The organism is Leeuwenhoekiella obamensis (assembly GCF_055391795.1).
In genome coordinates this window covers 2,623,211-2,642,102 of record NZ_AP029251.1, presented here as the reverse complement: position 1 = coordinate 2,642,102, position 18,892 = coordinate 2,623,211, and the positions used below count along the sequence as shown (strand labels likewise).

The window sequence follows — 18,892 nt, the reverse complement described above, 5'->3', positions numbered from 1 at the left end:
ACAACAAAATGCGGATGTGATGGAATTGGTAGACATGCCAGACTTAGGATCTGGTGCCGCAAGGCGTGGGGGTTCGACTCCCTTCATCCGCACCAATTTTGAATCCCTGACCAGAACGGTCGGGGATTTTTTTTGCTTCATACTTTTCCTCTTTTTATTTCTTGTTTGAATTTTCAATTGCCAGATCTTCTGGTGCTTTTTCTTACTCAAATTTCATTTCAAATCCAGTTAAAATTGGGTGGCATTTTTTGGCTTTAAGCCAATAAATAAATCACTTCTTCAGCCTGCTGCAAAAACATCTAAAACTCATTATTTCTGATAATCAATTTTAAGATAAAATTGGGCTTTTATACTTCTTTTAAGTTGATTGCGTATTCGTTGAATTAATCAAAGTAAAAGCTGTAAAATTTTGAATATGTGCTAAAATTTTACAGATAAAGTGGCTCTGTAACACATTTTTTACAGGATAGACTACAAATTTTATAGTGGTACCAAGGGCATCTCAGTAAAATTGTTGAGCAAATTTTCACAAAATCTTAAGAGTTAGATTTTGAATCAATAATCAAAGGCACATAACGCTCAGAACTTTGCCTTATAAAACAAGTTCTTTCATGATTAAAAACTACAAGTATCATCTAATTAAAAATCGACCTCCAAAAAACGTTGATGCTATTATTAAAGATAATGGCGGTGGACGATCAAAAAGGGCTCCTCTCTATTTATTTATTTTATACATCGTTTTAGCTGCGCAAACGACAGTGGCGGCAACTCCTGCTATGCTCTTTCAAGACAGGATCACAGTAAAGGGTATTGTGCGCGATGAACTGGGTCAACCTATGATAGGTGTGACCGTGATAGAAGATGGAACTTCAAACGGAACACAAACAGATTTTGACGGTAATTTTACCTTATCTGTAAACGAAGATTCAAAACTGAAATTCACTTTTGTGGGTTACAAACCGCAATTGTATAGTGATTTTAGTGCTGACACGCCCGTAGAAATAGGTATGGAGCTGGATGTTGCCAGCCTTGAAGAAGTGGTAATTGTAGGTTATGGTGAGCAAAAGAAAGAAAGTGTTGTTGCTGCCATCTCACAAGTAGATGGAGAAGAAGTTTTAAAAACGGGAGCAACCACAAATGTATCAGAGTCTTTGCAAGGTCTTGCACCGGGTGTAACTGTTGTAAATAGTGACGGTTTACCTGGTAAAGGAGCAAACGGAATACAAATTCGTGGCGTTGGGACCTGGGCAAATACAGATCCGCTAATTATAGTAGATGGTATTGAGCGAGGTTTTAACCAGATAGATCCTAGTGAGATAGAAACGATCTCAATACTTAAGGATGCATCGGCAACCGCTGTTTATGGGGTGCGAGGTGCAAATGGTGTTATACTTATTACTACAAAACGCGGTAGAACAGGAGATCCAACATTTAATTTTTCTTCAAATTTTGGTTTCAAATTCCCTACGCGAAATAAGCAAAATACAGATTGGGTTACCACCATGCAGATGTATAATGAGGCTGCGGCCAATGACAGACTTTGGGAAAATCAAATACCACAATCTGAGATACAAGCATGGATAGACAATGCAGGTCAAGCAGGACCTTATAATCCATATTTCCCACAAATTGACTGGTGGGATGAGGTTGTAAGAGACTTTGGTTTCCAGCAACAATACAACCTGAATGTGAGCGGTGGTACTGAAACCATGAAGTATTTTGGTTCTTTGGGATATGTTAAAGATGGTGACATCTTTAATACAACACTTAATGAGAGTTCAGATTTTGATCCAGATTTTGGTTTTGAACGTTACAACTGGAGATTTAATCTTGATTTTGATATTACTAAAACCACACAGTTCTCGATCAACTTTGCGGGTAACTTTAGAAATAGACTGCAGCCATTCTTTGGGCCAAGCGATGCTTCTATTTATAGTAAGGTACACACATTACCTACTAACAGCTTCCCTATAAAATATCCTGATGGTGAGTGGGGAGATTCCGCTGCTGGTGGACAAAACTTTATCGTTCTTCTTAACGAAGGTGGGCAGGAAATTCATAAGTCTTATCAAGGTTTCTATGATGCAAAACTGAATCAGAAACTTGATTTTGTGACGAAGGGTCTTTCCGCGGAAGCGAAAATAGCCTTTACCTCAAACTCGAGCTACTTTAGTGCTTTGAGAAGAGATAGATCAACTTTTGGTAATGCGAGTTTAGGTGCAGAAGTGCGTTATTACAGAGATTATGATATTACAAATCCTATTTACAATGAGGATGGGACAGTAGATTATCCGTTACTTTCAGAAATTCGCTGGCCTACCAGTGAATATCAAGGCGGTAAACCTATCGTGACAAATTATGATCAGTTTCAAAATTATGGTAGGAGATTATTCTATCAGTTCTCTACAAACTATAAGAGAACCTTTGGTAAGCACGCGGTAACTGGTCTTGCATTGATGAACAGACAGACCAATGTAGATGCGAATTCTTCTGCTGTTTTTGATTTTCCATCGTATCGTGAAGACTGGGTAGGAAGGGTTACTTATGCTTATGATAGCAAATATCTTCTTGAATTAAACGGGGCTTACACAGGTTCTGAAAAATTTGCCAGAGGTAAGCGCTTCGGGTTTTTCCCATCGTTTGCTGTAGGATGGGTACTTACTAATGAAGATTTCTTTAATAAGCTCACAGGTGACGCTATTGATTTCTTCAAAGTGCGTTACTCTCAAGGAGAAATGGGTAGTGATCTAGGAGCTCCAAGATTCGCTTATGTTCAGACATATTCTTCTGGTGGTAATGTGCCTTTTGGTTACGACAACCGTACAAATTATGGTCCGTTGTATCAAGAAGGTAAAGCGGCTAGCCCTGATGCTAGTTGGGAGACTGCGCTAAAGCGAAATCTAGGTTTTGAACTTAAACTCTTCAATAAAAGATTAAATGCTAATCTAGATCTATACACAGAGAATCGTATGGGGATCTTGATGGATTATCAAACCATTCCTGCATGGTTTGGAGCAAATGAGCCATCAGCAAACATAGGTGAAGCAAAAAATAGAGGTTATGAACTAGCCTTGACCTGGAGAGATCAAATTGGTAAAAACTTCAATTACCGAATAGGTGGAGATATCTCACAGTTTGAAAACCGCATTGTTTTTCAAGATGATCCTAGAATGCAGGATGATTATTTAAAAAGTGCAGGTAAGCCAATACGCTGGACAAATCAAGGGCCTCGTGTAATAAACTCTGGGTATTATCAATCATTAGATGACATTTATAATTATGCGCCTCCTGGTTTAGGGATCTCAGTAAATAATCTGGTTCCTGGAGATCTGCTGTTTGTAGATTATAACGCAGATGGTGTTGTAGATGTTCAAGATCAAGTTGTGATGAAGCAACAGTTGTATCCTAGAATGATTTACGGATTCAACATGGGCTTTGATTATAAGAACTTTAGCTTCCAGGCGCGTTTTTATGGAGTATCAGATATAGGACGTAATAAAGGAGATAGATTGACTTGGGATTTCCTTGACGGCGAAATAATGGCGCAGAATGATGTCTTAACTCGCTGGACGCCTGAAACTGCTGGCACTGCACAAAAACCTTCTCTACACATAGGAAGTAACATACTGCACAACAACAGTATCAGTACATATAATTATACAGACGGTGACTATCTAAGATTGAAAAGTGTTGAGATGTCTTACACTTTTAAAAATGGCCTAGAGAAATTTGGAATGAACAAACTTCAAATTTATGGTAACGCAAACAATCTTATTACTTGGTCTAAGAATAGCTGGGGTACAGACCCTGAAGCTTTTGCGGGTAACACTTACCCTATCGTAAAAAGATATAACGTAGGTCTTCGTCTCACTTTTTAAAAAAGCAGTTATGAAATTAAGAATACTAAGCATTACATTATTATTTATAACACTCACGGGCTGCGAGGATTATCTTGAGAAGTCGCCAGATCTGGGACTTACTGAAGATGATGTTTTTCAGGAATATGAGTCGGCGAGAGGTTTTCTAGATCAGAATTATTCAATGTTAGAAGACTTTCATATTTGGAGTAGTCAGGGACTTTTTAACCTGAATTATACTTCAATCTCTGATGAGACAGCTTTAATTATTGACGATCTTAACTTAACACGTTTTGTTATCGCTGGGCAATGGAAGGATTTCCCAAACAAAGGAGAAATAGGCTGGAATGGTTGCTGCGGTAATCAATCTCCTATCATGGGTCGTGCCTTTAGAGGATTGAGAATTACAAACAAGATCATTGCAAATGTAGAGACAGTTCCAGATCTGTCTCAAGATCAAATTAATGAACTTCTAGGGCAAGCCTACTTTTTACGTGCTTGGTGGTATTTTAATATTATCACAAGATGGGGCGGGATGCCAATCTTTGATAAAGTATACAAACCTACAGAAGATCTTGATCTTCCTAGATTAACGTATCAAGAGTCTACCCAGTGGTTAATTACAGATCTAGAAAAAGCGATAGAATTATTACCACATCAGTGGGATGATGCTGAGGCAGGAAGAGCAACAAAAGGTGCTGCTTACGGTCTTAAATCTATGGCTGCGCTTTATGCTGCTAGTCCGTTAATGAATAATGATCTTAATACGATTCAGAATAACGGTTATAATACTGAGTGGGCAAAAATGGCCGCTCGTTATGCTAAAGATGCTATAGACTATGTGAATAGCGGTGCTGCTGGTAGACCACGATTAATGGGCGGTGATGAGTATGAGCATATTTTTTATCATGACAATTTTGTGGGAGATGAAGATCTATGGTATCGTGCTGATGTGGGCCGACATAATGATAGAGATCTACGATCGCTTTATATCCCTAAGCGTATAAATAACGATGGTGGTCAGGGATTCTCTGCAATGAATTATGCAAACCCTACTCAAAACTCTGTTGATAGATTTGAGATGAATAACGGTTTGCCTATTGATGATCCTAACTCTGGTTATGATCCGGCTCGCCCTTTTGAAAATCGTGATCCTAGATTTTATAACAACATTTTTGTTCCTGGTGAGCAATGGGGCGTTAATGCTGCAAACAGACCTCTATACTTAGAAACTTATGTAGGCGGTAGAGATTATAAACTTGCGGCTAATGTAAACGTGACTTCAAACCGAATGATCACGGGCTATGCAAACAAGAAGTTTATTTGGACAGAGGCTAATGGTTTCACCCGCAACTATGGTTTGTACAACTATAACATGGTTTACATACGTGTTTCTCAATTGTATCTCGATTTCGCGGAAGCGATGAACGAAGCATATGGACCTAATAGTGATCCTGAAGGATTAGGGATGACTTCTGTGCAAGCGATAAACATGATACGTAACAGAGTGGGCATGCCAAATGTGTTACCACAATTTACGGGATCTAAGGACGCTTTTCGCGGAAGGGTGAGAAATGAGCGCTCTGTAGAATTGATGTTTGAGCATCCTCATAGATGGAACGATATAAGAAGATGGATGATCGCTGAAGAGATTTTCTCTGAGCCACTAGAAGGCGTGAGAGCATACCCAACTACTTCTGGGAATGCGCCGCAGGATTTTACATATGAATTTATCCCGCTTATCACAGAGCAAAGAAACTTTGAAACAAAGCACTACTGGTATCCGGTTCCGCCAGATCATGTAGACAACTTATTTAATTTTTCTCAAAACCCTGGGTGGTAATATCAACCGAATTAAACCAACAAAATGACAAAGAAATCATATTTATCTTTTCTCATCCTATTGGCCGTTTTATGTAGTTCGGTTAGTATGCATGCACAGAAAAAGAAAAAAGAAAAAGTTACCGTAGAGTCGACCATCGTGGATGAAAGTGGTAACCCTATCCCAAAAGTAAAAGTAACACTGGGAGAAGGCAAAATTGAAAAACTCACTGATGAAAAAGGTCGTTTTTCTATAAAAACAGATCTCGATGGTCAATTGCTTATTGAAGCAAATGGTTATGAAAGTCAATGGATAGGTCTTAAAAAGATCACTCCAGAGATCGTGCTTGTTAAAAGTTTATTGTTCTCTGGCGCAGATGACAGTGTAAATCTTCCGCTGGGGCTAGAAACTACACAACGTAAGTTAACCGGAGCGGTAAGCGGTATTGATGCAGCAGAACTAGAAAGCTATCCAGATCTTAGTATAACAAATGCACTGCAAGGTAGGATCTTAGGATTACAAGCAAGAAAAACGCTTAATGGCCTAGGGAATAACGGTGCGGCTTTAAGCATTAGAGGCCTTCATCGCGGTGGCGGTAACGGTGTTATCGTTCTTGTAGATGGTATTGAACGGAGTTTAAATACGCTTAATCCTCAAGAGATCGCTCGCATAGAAGTAATGAAGGATGCGACCAGTAAAGTGCTTTATGGTCCACGAGCTGCAAACGGTATTGTTTTGGTTACAACCAAAAAAGGAAAACCCAATACCCGCGTACTTAAGTTAGGTGTAGAATATGGTGCATCAATGATCACCAGAACACCAGAATATCTTAATAGTTATGAGTATGCAACACTTTATAATGAAGCTAGAGCAAATGACGGATTATCTCCGTTCTATACGCAACAGGACCTTGATGGATATTTAAACAGTACCGGTGAGAACGATCAGCGTTATCCTGATGCAGATTATTATGATTATTTCATGAATGAAGCTGCAGCTTTTAAAAGAGCAACGGTAGAATATTCGGGAGGTAATGATAAAAGTCAATACGCACTTGTGCTAGGTTATATTGGCGCAAATGGTTTTGAAAAAGTAGGAGAGCAACCATCTCGTCACAGATTTAATCTTCGTGGTAACATGAACTTTGAGGTGAGTGATTTTCTTAGCGTGAATCTAGGAACCGCGGGTTATGTAGAGACAGAGCGACCTACAAGAAATAATGGTTCTGTTATCTCGGCTTTAACTTCACACAGACCTAATGAATATCCTTTTTTACTTACCGATCCAGAATTACAAAGTGAAGACGCAGACTTCCCGCCACTAGGTGGAAGTTTTCAAAGGCCTAATAGTTTATATGCAGATATGCTTTATGGCGGTTTTAGCGAATCTCAGGCATTTTACGGTCAGGCGAATCTGGGTATTGATCTTGATTTTAGCGATATCATTACAGAGGGCCTTTCGGCGAAAGCCTATTATACAACAGACAATTACCAGTATTTCTCAAACGGTAAAAGCGAAACTGCACCCACATTTGCACAACGCTGGTTAGAGACTGACGAAGGTGAGGAAATTGTGTATTACCAGTTGAGAAACCGTGTGATCAACGATAATCAGCAACGTCTTAATGAAGATTATACAAACAACAGCGGTTTTTATGCTAATGTAGCTTATGAAAATTCTTTTGGAGAGCACGATCTAGGCGCAAGCTTCAATCATATTTATTATCACAACGATGATGATGATGTGGTGCAGGATCTGCGTTTTACAAATACCGTTTTAAAACTTAATTACAGTTTTAAAGACAAGATCTATGCAGAAGCGTCAATGGCGTATATGGGTAGTGATAAATTAGCTAGAGATCAGCGTTATGAAGTTTTCCCAACGGTAGGTTTAGGTTGGATACTTTCAGAAGAGAATTTCCTTAAAGATTCACAGACCATAGATTTCCTTAAGTTGAAAAGTAGCTTCGGGATCATAGGTTATGATGGGTCAATGGCATACAATCTATATGTTACCCGCTGGAATACGAACGGTGCAGTACAGTTTAATGAGCGAAACAATACAAACGTTTCAAGAACGATACTTCAGCAAACAGGTAATCCAGATCTTACTTGGGAAAAATCTAGAGAATACAACATAGGTGTAGAAGGATTGATGTTTGACAATAGGCTTCAATTTGAGATGAATTATTTCAATGAGTTTAGATACGATATAATCCAGACGCCGGCGTATAGATATTCTGTTACAGCAGGAGATCTTTTTGCTCAGGAGAATAGAGGAGAAGTTCTTAACCGTGGGTTTGAGGCACAGGTAAACTGGTCTGATGTTATTGGAGATCTTAATTACTCTGTAGGTGGTCTTGTGCTTTTCAGCAAAAACAAGATCGTTACCACAAATGAGATAGACTACCCGGCAGAGCAAGAGTTCTATCAGCAAACGGGCATGCCTTCAGACTCTATGTTAGGTTTTGTAGCTGAAGGTCTTTTTACAAGTCAGGAACAGGTAGATAATCATCCTGTGCAACGCTTTGGACCTTATGGTGTGGGTAATATTGCTTATAAAGATCTTAACGGCGATGGCTATGTAGATAACCTAGACAGAGCCAGAATAGGTAATAGCTTCCCCAGAACATCTTTTGGTGTAAACCTAAAACTAGATTACAAGAGATTCTCGCTCTTTATGCTAGGTACAGCAGAAGTAGGTGTTGACAATTTTACAAACAACAGCTATTACTGGAACTATGGCGAGCGCAAATACTCTGTGCAAGCGAGCAACAGATATCATCCGCAGAATAATCCACAAGGCACGTATCCAGCGCTTACCACTACTAATGGTCTAAATGACTTTAGAAACTCAACCTATTGGTTAGAAGATGCTTCATTCTTCAGACTTAAGAATGTAGAATTGAGCTATACATTGCCATCAGAGCGTGTGGCAAAGTCGTATAGATTTCATTTAAGAGGAACTAACCTTTTTGTTCTTTCGAGCAACAAGGATCTAGACCCTGAGGTGCCTAACGCTGGTGTAGATAACTATCCTGTTCTTAGAACTGTTACGGGAGGTGTGACAGTAAACTTTTAATCCATGAAAACATTTAGCATGAAAAGTAAAAATACATATCTCTTTTTATTCATTTTCATAGCAGGTCTTACCGTTTCCTGTGATCTTGATCCCACGGCGGTAAACACCTTTGATGATGAAGCAACCTGGAGTTTTCCGGATTATGCAGAAGGCGTTTTAATGAATGCGTATGCAAATATTCCGCAGCGAGTTACAAACTACAACGACAATTTTCTAGATGTTGCTACAGATAACGCAGTTACTAATAGTTATGGAACTGGAATATACGAAGTGGCCGTAGGCGGTATTAGTCCTACTCTTAATCCCGTAGGAAGATGGAACACGGCTTATGATCAGTTTAGAAATATTCACTTATTTCTAGATCGTGGTCTAAGTGAGAATGTCACTTATAATCTTACAGATTCTGTTGCAGATGCAGAATACAGATCTAGACTTAAAGGTGAAGCTTATTTCTTAAGAGCATACTGGGGTTTTCAGTTGTTGCAAGAATATGGTGGTAAAGCAAATAATGGAAAAGCTTTGGGTTATCCTATCACAACCAGAACACCTACAGACGAAGAACTGAACAATCCACAAAACACAACAAGAAATACATATCTGGAGTGCGTACAACAAATCTCAGACGATCTTGACACTGCAATGGTTTACTTGCCGGTACGATATTCTGGTAGTAGTACAATTACTGGTGTTAGCGGTTTGGGTAGAGGTGATGATCAGATCGCGCTTGCGCTAAAATCACGCTTAATGCTCTACGCTGCGAGCCCAGCATATCAAGATGATAGTGTTACATCTTTGGACGGAATGGGAAGCTTTACCGTTCTAGACGAAGGTTTCTATAATGCAAGATGGATCATGGCAGCTCAAGCAGCACAAGAAGCGCTTGATATAATAGGTAATGTTCCTGGATTAAAAGAAAGTGATTTTAACCCAAATAACACACCGGGAGAATATATCTGGAGAAAGTATCATAACGATCGTGTGCTTGAGAATCAAAACTTCCCTCCGGTAGATTTTGGTAATGGTAATACGAGTCCGTCGCAAAATTTAGTAGATGCCTTCCCGGCACAAAATGGTTTCCCTATTACAGATGCGCGATCTAATTATGATCCTGCAGATCCTTATGCAAATCGTGACCCTAGATTTTACTTAAATATCATGTATAACGGTAGAGATTTCTTAGGAGATCCTCTAGAGACTTTTGAAGGTGGTGTTGACTCAAGAGCCGAAAGTCCTAACGCGACAAGAACAGGATACTATTTGAGAAAATGGTTAGCGTTACAAGATCTTTTAAATAGACAGAATCCTTCAACAGCGCACCATTATCATGCATTGATACGCCGCACAGAAGTGTTGCTAAATTTCGCGGAAGCGTCAAACGAAGCTTGGGGTCCTAGCGCGGTAGGTCCAGGAATGAGCATGTCTGCACTAGATGCGATCAAAAAAGTGAGAAGCAATGCGGGTATTTCTGATGCCACTTACGTGGAAGAAGTTGCGGCGATGGGTAAAGCAGACTTTAGAACGCTACTACAAAACGAGCGTAGAATAGAGCTTGCGTTTGAAAATCATAGATTCTTTGACATGAGAAGATGGTTCTTGCCGCTTGATACACAGGTACAGGGAATTAAGATCACAGAGCAGCAAGACGGTTCTTTAAATTATGAAAAATACAATGTTGAAGAACGCGGATTTAAAGATTTGAGAGATTACTATTTACCGTTACCATATGAGGAGCAGATAAAGAGTGATCTTATAAATAACATGGGTTGGTAAAATAAAATTAATGAGAATGAAGATTAGATTTTTAATAGTAGTTAGCGCTTTTGTCCTGATGATCACAGGATGTGAGAAGTATGACGAATACATCAAGGATTATAAATATTCTGCGGTTTACTTTGCCACTCAAAAACCTCTTAGAACTATTGTGTCTTACGACGAAATGCAGTTTAAAGTAGGTGTTGCTCTGGGAGGAAAACGCAATAACTCAGAAGGCGAGTCGGCTAAATTTGAGATAGACGCAGCCTTACTGGATGATGAGGAATTGACAAACGGTAATGACTTTATGCTGTTGCCACAAAATTATTATTCACTGTCAGATGATAATACAATGAATATCCCTTCCGGGGAATTTATTGGCGATGTAACTGTTACTTTAAACAAAGAGACTTTTACGGCAGATCCTCTTTCTACGCAGAATAATTATGCGCTTCCTATACGCATTACTGAAACATCAACAGACAGTATTCTGAACGGTAAAGGTTATACCATTTTAGTAGTAAAATATATCAGTGCTTATCACGGTACATATTACCATAAAGGCGAGCAAACTGAGGTAGATGGTACAGGAGCAGTAGTAGAGCAAACAGTTTATAATGATGAAGATCTTATAAATAATGAAACTTGGGCTGTAGGTACAGTAGATGCTACAACTATTAGCACGCCAGCGGCAGGAACATTTGCAAATGGCACATTGCTTCTTAGTGTTAATGAAGATAATTATGATGTTACCATAACATCAGACAATACAAATGTTGAGATCACATCAGAAACCGGAACGTACAATCTAGAAGATCGCGAATTCTATCTTGAATATGCGTTTACTCGTGATAGTAAAATGTATCAGGTAAAAGATACTCTTGTGCTAAGACAAGCACCAGAAAGAGATCTTTATTTTGAGGAGTGGTAGTAAGATTTTGGTTTTCAATTTTTGATCAAAAATATTAATGAGCATAAAGAGATCGTATCGTTTTTTATTAGTAGTTAGTTTTCTATTTTTTCAGGTAGTTCATTCCCAGACAGAAAAGCCGAATATCCTATTGATCCTTGCAGATGATATGGGGTATTCGGATCTGGGATGCTATGGCGGAGAAGTACAAACGCCAAACATTAACAAACTTGCCAGTAACGGCATACGATACAAACAATTTTATAATGCGGCCCGGTGTTGTCCCACTCGGGCCGCACTTATGACCGGTCTTTACCCGCATCAAGCTGGGATGGGCTGGATGGCCGCTGCAGATATGGGCACGCCAGAATATCAAGGCAATCTCAACAACACCAGCGTTACCATTGCAGAAGTTCTCAAGACCGCCGGTTACAGTACATACATGACGGGTAAATGGCATCTTACAAATGACCGAAAAACGCAAGGAGGCGTTCAGGATAATTGGCCCATGCAGCGTGGTTTTGATCAATATTTTGGTATCGTTCCTGGTGGTTCTAATTATTTTACACCCACAATTTACAGCGGTAATGAGCGCTATCCTGCACCAGATGATTTTTACCTTACTAATGCTATTAGCGATACTTCGGTGGCGTATTTAGATGAGCATTTTAAGAAGAAAAAAGACGATCCATTCTTTATGTATGTGGCTTATACTGCGCCACACTGGCCGCTTCATGCATTGCAAAACGATATCGAGAAATACAAAGAAGCCTATAAAATTGGTTGGGATAGCATCCGTAAAAGCAGATTTAAAAAACAAAAGGAGTTAGGACTTTTTGGCGAAAGCGTAAAAATGAATCCCCGCGATGAGGAGATACCGGCTTGGGACGAGATCCCTGATGATAAAAAGGATGAAATGGCGATGCGAATGGCCATCTACGCGGCACAGATCGACATAATGGATCAGGGCGTGGGTAGGATCATTAATGCAATTAAGAAAAACGGAGAGTTAGAGAATACACTTATATTTTTCTTGAGTGATAATGGCGCTTGCGCGGAATTCATTAGCAGCGGAGAAAGCAAGGAAGTTACAGGTAAAGAAAACACCTTTGAAAGTTACCGCATCAATTGGGCGAACGTCAGCAGCACACCTTTTAAAGAGTACAAGCACTACACATACGAAGGCGGTATTGCGACACCATTTATCGTGCACTGGCCAGCCAAAATGAAAAAATCTCTTGAAGGTGAATTTGTAGATAATTATGGTGAGATCATGGATGTGATGGCAACCTGCGTTGAGGTTTCGGGGGCGCAATATCATGAAGAATATAATGGCAATACGATCACACCTTTGCAGGGAAAAAGTTTATTACCTGTGATAAAGGGCGAACCTTTAAATCGTGGTAAGATCTTCTGGGAACATGAGGCAAATATCGCCATGCGTGATGGCAAATGGAAGTTAGTCGCAAAGACTGAAATGGCAGAGAAATTTGATAAAGCTTCCTTGCACTTATACGATATAGAAAATGATCCTACAGAGATGAATGATCTCGCAGCGCAATATCCTGAGCGACTTAAGGCGATGTTTGACGAGTGGCATGAATGGGGAGAAAGTATCAATGCTTTTCCTATGAATACTGAAGGTTATGGCGAGCGCATGACGCTTTTTCGCAGAAGCATAAATGGAGAATTTGATGATTATCTAGGCGGCTGGAATTTGCAACAGAATAAAGTAGTGGATGCAACCGTCACGACAGATCATACTTCTAAGATCAAAGGGAAAAACGCACTTTATGTAAAGATGAATAAACCTAATGATAAGTCGGCAGGTCTAATGATGAACTGGGGTTTTCCTGCAGAGAAAGGGGAACATTATGAAGTAAGCATTTCTGGTTTGAGTAAGACAAAAACTGCTTTTACATTGCGTGTTGAAAGTCTTAAAAAAGGAGAGAAACCACTTCTTGAAAAAGTGATAAATGTGGGAGAAAATATTCAGACGTATAATTTTAAAACTCCTTCAGTAGAAGAAGCCGGCCGATACCGAGTAGCACTTTATCTAGGTTCGCTTAAAAAAGGTGATGAAGTCTGGATCGATAGCATTGCATTAAACCCCAAGCAATAATTAAAGAATGATGATGAACTTAAAAAGAATACTTTCAACTGCCGTTGTTGTGCTTATTGGTGCGGGCGTAGTTTTTTTCGCGGAAGCGTTTACCAATAAACCTGCTGAGAAAACCATCACCATAAAAAAGGATAAAAAACCCAATGTGGTTATTATCATGGCAGATGATCTAGATAGCCGAGAATTGAGCTGTTATGGTGGTCAAAATCTAAACACTGTTAACATCGATGCGCTGGCAGAAGAAGGTATGCGTTTTGACAATATGATCTGCTCTGAGGCGATGTGTGTGCCTACCAGAGCTTCACTATTTACGGGGCTTTACCCTTCGCGTCACGGGTCTTATCAAAACCATAAACGCGTTTATGATAGTCTTGATATTAAAAGCGTACCGCATTATCTGGGCGATCTGGGTTATCGTGTTGCCCTTACGGGAAAAGATCACAGCACCAAGCCCAAGGAGGTTTTTCCTTTTGAAATTATTGAAGGTTTTAAGAAAGGATGTACCGCAAGAACAGATGAATATTCTTTAGATCAAATTCAGGAATTTACACAGACTTCTGAAGATCCATTTTGTCTTTTTGTGATGAGTATAAATCCGCATGCGCCTTGGACGGTGGGCGATCCTACAGAATTTGATCCTGATATACTTGTGCTTCCGCCTAGTTATGTTGATACGCCTACAACTAGAAAGGAATACACAAAATATCTGGCTGAGGTGAGAAGACTGGATGATCAGGTAGGTGATGTTGTAAAAATGCTTAAAGAGACCGGGCAGTATGATGATACGATAATAATTTTTCTTGGGGAACAAGGGCCACAAATGCCGGGTGGTAAATGGTCGCTTTGGGATCTGGGACAAAAAAGCTCAATGGTCGTGAAGTGGAACAAAACTGTAAAGCCAGGTTCTACCACAGATGCTATCGTGCAGTATGAAGATATTGTGCCTACGCTTATTGATATCGCAGGCGGTAAAACTATTGATAACCTTGACGGCAAAAGTTTTCTGCCGGTATTGAATGGTAAATCTGCTACAAGTCGTAAATATGCGTACGGCATTCATAACAACGTGCCAGAAGGTCCACCATATCCTATAAGAAGTATTCGTGACGAGCGATACAAGTTGGTCGAAAATCTAACGCCAGAAAAAGAATACTATCTTAAATGGCTGATGAATCCTAACAACAATAGCAGCGTGTGGTTCTCATGGTTAGATAAAGCAAAAACCTCAAAAGAAGCTCAAGAACTTAGTGATCGTATTTCAGATAGGCCAGCAATAGAATTCTATGATCTTAAGAATGATCCTTACGAGATAAATAATCTTGCAGAAGATCCTCAATATAAAGCTAAGATCGCACAATACGATGCAGAACTTAAGCAATGGATGAAAGATCAAAACGACGGCGGAGTGCTGTATGATCAACCAAGAGGTAAGAAAAAGTAAACAATGAAAAAATACATTCTACAAACGTTGATCTTGGGGCTGCTCTTTACGCATGTGGCAGTAGCTCAAGACGCTAAGAAACCTAATATTGTGATCATCCTTGCTGATGATCTGGGATGGGGCGACGTAGGTTTTCACGGCAGTGAAATAAAAACACCTAATCTTGATCAACTAGCAAAAGAAGGTGTCATTTTAAGTCACTTTTATACAGCGCCGGTTTGCTCACCCACACGCGCGGGTTTGCTCACGGGGCGTTATCCTAACCGTTTTGGGTTGCGTGAGACTGTGGTGCCGCCTTGGTGTGAATTTGGCGTAGACCTAGAAGAAAAATTATTGCCAGAATATCTAGTAGATAGCGGTTATGAGAATAGAACAATTCTGGGTAAATGGCATTTGGGTCATGCCCAAAAGCGCTTTCTTCCCCTAGCAAGAGGCTTCACCCATTTTTACGGCCATTATAATGGGGCCATAGACTATTTCACGCATTTAAGAGAAGGAGAATTAGACTGGCATAACGACTGGGACACCAGTAGAGATGAAGGATATAGCACAGATCTTATAAGCGATGAAGCGGTAAAGAATATTAAAGAATATGCCGGAAAGCCATTTATGCTATATGTTGCTTACAATGCGCCTCACGGACCATTGCAAGCCAAACAAGAAGACTTGTTAGAATATGGTTTTGATGAAAGTAAACCGCTTTTTAATAAAAATACAGAAGGGTATGGCGGTCAAGGTAAAGGCAATACTAAGCGCCAAACATATTCTGCCATGGTGACTAATATGGATCGCGGTATCGGTAAGATCCTGCAAACCATAAAAGAGGCCGGAATAGAAGATAATACGCTTGTGCTTTTTTTTAGCGACAATGGCGCAGCGCCAGGCGAAGGTAGTTCTAGTGGAGAACTCAAAGGAAGCAAGTTCACAGAGTGGGATGGCGGTGTGCGTTCTCCCGCGATCATCCGCTGGCCAGAAGGCTTTAAAGGTGGCAGAACTGTAGATCAAGTAATGGGTTATATTGATGTTTTACCTACGGTAGTCAATGCCGCTGGTGCAAGAAGTGATTCTCCTAAGCCTCTAGATGGTATCAATATGCTTCCGGTGTTGCAAGGCGATGTACAAACCATAGAGCGTGATATGTATCTAGGTTATGGAAGCATTGTAAATAATCAATGGAAGCTGGTCGAAACTAACAACGGTAATCCTAGAATGAACAATAAAACTGATGTTCTCTTTGATATCATGAAAGATCCTAGCGAAACGAATAACGTTAGGAAAGATCACGTGAAAGCGTATCAAGAACTTAAAAAACGACTAAGCGTTTATGAAGCGATAAAACCAGAAAAATCTGTTCCGCCGTATGGCGAAGGAAGAAAAGGTTTTGTTGCTCCTAAAGATTGGCTAATAACAGAAGATTAGCTTTTTGCAAACTTGTTAATGTCTGTGTTTGCGCCATAAACAACGATGATGTCACCCTTTTCTAAAACCAAGTCTGGGGTGGCAACACTTTGTACATCTGCTATCATTTTAGATCTTCCCACTCTTGAAGAAACCTTTGCATTTTTGATCGTGGTAAGAACAAGAAGATTAAACTTTTCTCTAAACTGAACTTCTTGAATAGTTTTACCTTCAAACTTTTCAGGTGTTTTGATCTCTACGATACTAAAGTAGTGATTAAGCTCAAACGAGTCTACAACACCACGTAGGCATAGCTTTTTTGCCCAGCGCTCGGCTGTTTCTTCTTCAGGATGTACGATCTCATCCACGCCTATAGCGTTAAGGATTTGCTCGTGTAAAGAAGCAACCGCTCTACTGATGAGTTTTTTTGCGCCCAAGTTTTTAAGAAGCGCGGTCGCCATCACATTAGCACCGCTATTTTCTCCTATCGCCACGATCACAATATCAGTATCTTTAAGAGGCAAGCCTTTTACCGTATATTCGTCAGTTGCATCTAGGCAAATAGTGTGCGAGATCTGCTCTTTGAACTCCTCAACTTTTGCCATTTCTATATCTACACCTATAACTTCATTTCCTTGCTGCGTTAGCTTTTTAGCTAAAGAAGCACCAAAGTTTCCTAAACCAACGATTATGTATTTCATGATAATTTAATTGATAAGAATTTCTTCACTAGGGTAGCGATACGCTGTGTATTTCGCTTTATGAAAAATAGCGATCATAATTGATAGCATACTCACTCTACCCACAAACATTACAATAATTAAAACACCTTTTCCTACGCTACTCAAACCTGCGGTAATGCCCAGCGATAAACCCACGGTACTATATGCTGAGAAACACTCAAAGGCGATGCTAAGCAAACTCAATTCACTGTCAGAAATTGAGATCGTGATCACCGCAAAACCTATTACAACCAGTGAAAGCGACATGATCGCAAATGCTCTTTTTACCGAGATATCTGCGACTTCACGGCGATAAACCTCGATGCGTGTTTTACCGCGAGACAAACTCAAGAAATTAAGCGTAGCGATCGCAAAAGTACTCGTCTTGATACCACCACCGGTAGACGCAGGAGAAGCCCCGATCCACATTAAAAAGATAATAAGCATCACCGTAGAAAAATGAAGTTCATCCATCGGTAAGCTATTAAAACCAGCCGTTCTAGGAGTTGCTGCACCAAAGAGCGCATGAACCCATTTCCCCATTCCGCCATGAGCGGCAAGCGTATTGCTATATTCTGCGATATAAAAAACGATCGTTCCCACAATGGTAAGAGAAACGGTCGTGATAAGCGTAATGCGGCTATTAAGACTAAGCACCCACGGTTGTGTGGTTTTACGCCTTTCGGCGAAAAAGTAAATAGCTTTATACTTCAGGTATTTTATCAAGTTCATCACAATAGGAAAACCCAGTCCGCCCAAAACGAATAAAGCAATTATGAGGATTTGAAAGGTGTAATTATACCTAAAATCTATATCGTACAAACTGTTTGAAAGCGTAGAAAACCCAGCATTACAAAAAGATGAAATACTATGAAAAACTGAAAAAACCAGTCGGTCGCTAACATCTGCGATCGCTTCTTTCGGGATGCTGAAGAATATGGTGATCGCACCAATGGCTTCTATTGAGAATGTGATTAAAAGAATACGTTTGAGCGTTGAATATACTTCTCCTATTTTCTGAGAATTAGTAATATCACTCAGCATTACCTGGTTTTCATAGGTTGACCCGCCTTTAAAAAAGTAGCTAAAATAACTGGCGAAAGTAAGAATCCCCAGTCCGCCTAGCTGTATCAACAGCAAGATCACGCTTTGGCCGAAAGGCGTAAAAAAAGTCCCGGTATCCACAACAACGAGTCCCGTAACGCAAACCGCGCTTGTTGAGGTAAACAACGCATCCAGAAAATGTATGCCTTCATACGACGCCTTAGGAAGCATAAGCAGGCATGCGCCAAATAAAATAATCCCCAGAAAACTCAAGATAAACACCTGCGCCGGATTAAAATACGTGCGTTTTAAATTGATGTTTTGTTCTGCAAATTCTCTGATGAATGTAAGTAAAATGGCAAATTTCACCCAGTTGTCGTTATAAAGTACACTAAGATGTTTGTGCGCTTCAAGCGAAAAAAAGTGAATACCCATAATGTAGAGCGTCACCAGTATACTTATGGCGTCAAAGACAATTACAGAGGTGCTTAACTTCTTTCTTCGGGAAAAATATCTAAGCAAAGTCGCCGCGATACCAACTATAAGAATTACCAGATAATAAAAATTAAGCGCGTGCTGTATGCCTTCAGATTGGTCAAAACCAAAATCAACAATAAACGCCAAAACCCCTATAAAACTTAGAATAAAGGCTGTCTTAAAAATTATCTTGAGATACCGTGCATTTAAAATAAAGTCGCTCAAACCTAGGTAGATTTAAGGTCTGCAGGTGAGAAAAGAGAGAT

General features: G+C 39.8%; 10 protein-coding genes and 1 tRNA gene. 9 read left to right on the top strand and 2 right to left on the bottom strand.

Features of this window, described 5'->3' with window-relative positions; genetic code table 11:
- Nucleotides 1-10 precede the first annotated feature (10 nt).
- From ACZ5L8_RS11630 to ACZ5L8_RS11590, 9 genes are all read left to right on the top strand, one after another.
- Nucleotides 11-95: transfer RNA gene (locus tag ACZ5L8_RS11630), tRNA-Leu, on the top strand.
- A 516-nt stretch (nt 96-611) separates the two neighbouring features.
- Nucleotides 612-3,878 carry a SusC/RagA family TonB-linked outer membrane protein gene (locus ACZ5L8_RS11625; protein ID WP_464437671.1) on the top strand — a complete coding sequence of 1,089 codons (3,267 nt, stop codon included), beginning with the start codon at nt 612-614 and terminating at the stop codon, nt 3,876-3,878.
- A 10-nt stretch (nt 3,879-3,888) separates the two neighbouring features.
- Nucleotides 3,889-5,700, top strand: a complete 1,812-nt coding sequence (locus ACZ5L8_RS11620; protein ID WP_464437668.1) for a RagB/SusD family nutrient uptake outer membrane protein — start codon at nt 3,889-3,891, stop codon at nt 5,698-5,700.
- A 24-nt stretch (nt 5,701-5,724) separates the two neighbouring features.
- Complete coding sequence (locus tag ACZ5L8_RS11615; protein WP_464437666.1) at nt 5,725-8,760, top strand: SusC/RagA family TonB-linked outer membrane protein; 3,036 nt, start codon at nt 5,725-5,727, stop codon at nt 8,758-8,760.
- Between the two features lie 18 nt (nt 8,761-8,778).
- A complete protein-coding gene (locus ACZ5L8_RS11610; RefSeq protein WP_464437664.1) occupies nt 8,779-10,530 on the top strand; it encodes a RagB/SusD family nutrient uptake outer membrane protein in 1,752 nt (583 codons plus the stop codon).
- A gap of 16 nt (nt 10,531-10,546) precedes the next feature.
- Nucleotides 10,547-11,443, top strand: a complete 897-nt coding sequence (locus ACZ5L8_RS11605; protein ID WP_464437661.1) for a DUF1735 domain-containing protein — start codon at nt 10,547-10,549, stop codon at nt 11,441-11,443.
- 37 nt (nt 11,444-11,480) lie between these two features.
- Entirely contained in the window at nt 11,481-13,544 is a 2,064-nt protein-coding gene (locus ACZ5L8_RS11600) for an arylsulfatase (RefSeq protein WP_464437659.1), read from the top strand.
- A 7-nt stretch (nt 13,545-13,551) separates the two neighbouring features.
- Nucleotides 13,552-14,985: a sulfatase family protein gene (locus tag ACZ5L8_RS11595; RefSeq protein WP_464437657.1), complete on the top strand. Its 1,434-nt coding sequence runs from the start codon at nt 13,552-13,554 to the stop codon at nt 14,983-14,985.
- Nucleotides 14,986-14,988: 3 nt separating this feature from the next.
- Nucleotides 14,989-16,404, top strand: a complete 1,416-nt coding sequence (locus ACZ5L8_RS11590) for an arylsulfatase B (protein ID WP_464437655.1) — start codon at nt 14,989-14,991, stop codon at nt 16,402-16,404.
- Here the strand turns inward: ACZ5L8_RS11590 and ACZ5L8_RS11585 are convergent.
- Both ACZ5L8_RS11585 and ACZ5L8_RS11580 read right to left on the bottom strand, forming a co-directional pair.
- Nucleotides 16,401-17,084 carry a potassium channel family protein gene (locus ACZ5L8_RS11585; RefSeq protein ID WP_462597163.1) on the bottom strand — a complete coding sequence of 228 codons (684 nt, stop codon included), beginning with the start codon at nt 17,082-17,084 and terminating at the stop codon, nt 16,401-16,403. The genes ACZ5L8_RS11590 and ACZ5L8_RS11585 overlap by 4 nt on opposite strands.
- A 6-nt stretch (nt 17,085-17,090) precedes the next feature.
- Nucleotides 17,091-18,851 (bottom strand): TrkH family potassium uptake protein, encoded by a 1,761-nt coding sequence (locus ACZ5L8_RS11580; protein WP_464437653.1) that lies wholly within the window; start codon nt 18,849-18,851, stop codon nt 17,091-17,093.
- Nucleotides 18,852-18,892 lie beyond the last annotated feature (41 nt).